The organism is Nocardioides malaquae (genome assembly GCF_015070385.1).
Taxonomy (GTDB): Bacteria; Actinomycetota; Actinomycetes; order Propionibacteriales; family Nocardioidaceae; genus Nocardioides; species Nocardioides malaquae.
Map to the genome: position 1 here is coordinate 1 of NZ_JADCSA010000954.1, position 245 is coordinate 245.

Consider the following 245-nt stretch of genomic DNA (forward strand, 5'->3'; position numbering starts at 1 on the left):
ATTTGAACTGGCGCCGTAAGAAGAAGAGCACAAAGGCGAGAACTGCTAACCATGCCACGTAAAAGTTTGGTTGACCGGATGGCATCTGATCGAAGTTGAAAGTACCGGTGACGAACTTAGCTAACATCTTCCAGGGCGCGTATTCAAGTTTCCAATGAACCTTGGTCACATTATATTGAGCCTTACTTTGAATGAGTGCCCAGAAAGTTGGTAATAGCAACCATGCGGAGAACGCGACACCTAGC

Annotated in this window: 1 protein-coding gene; it reads right to left on the reverse strand. The window is 46.5% G+C overall.

What is annotated here, in order from left to right; translation table 11 throughout:
- Nucleotides 1–245, reverse strand: a 245-nt coding sequence (locus tag IEQ44_RS18760; protein WP_193639471.1) for a YfhO family protein, incomplete at both ends; no start/stop codon positions are given.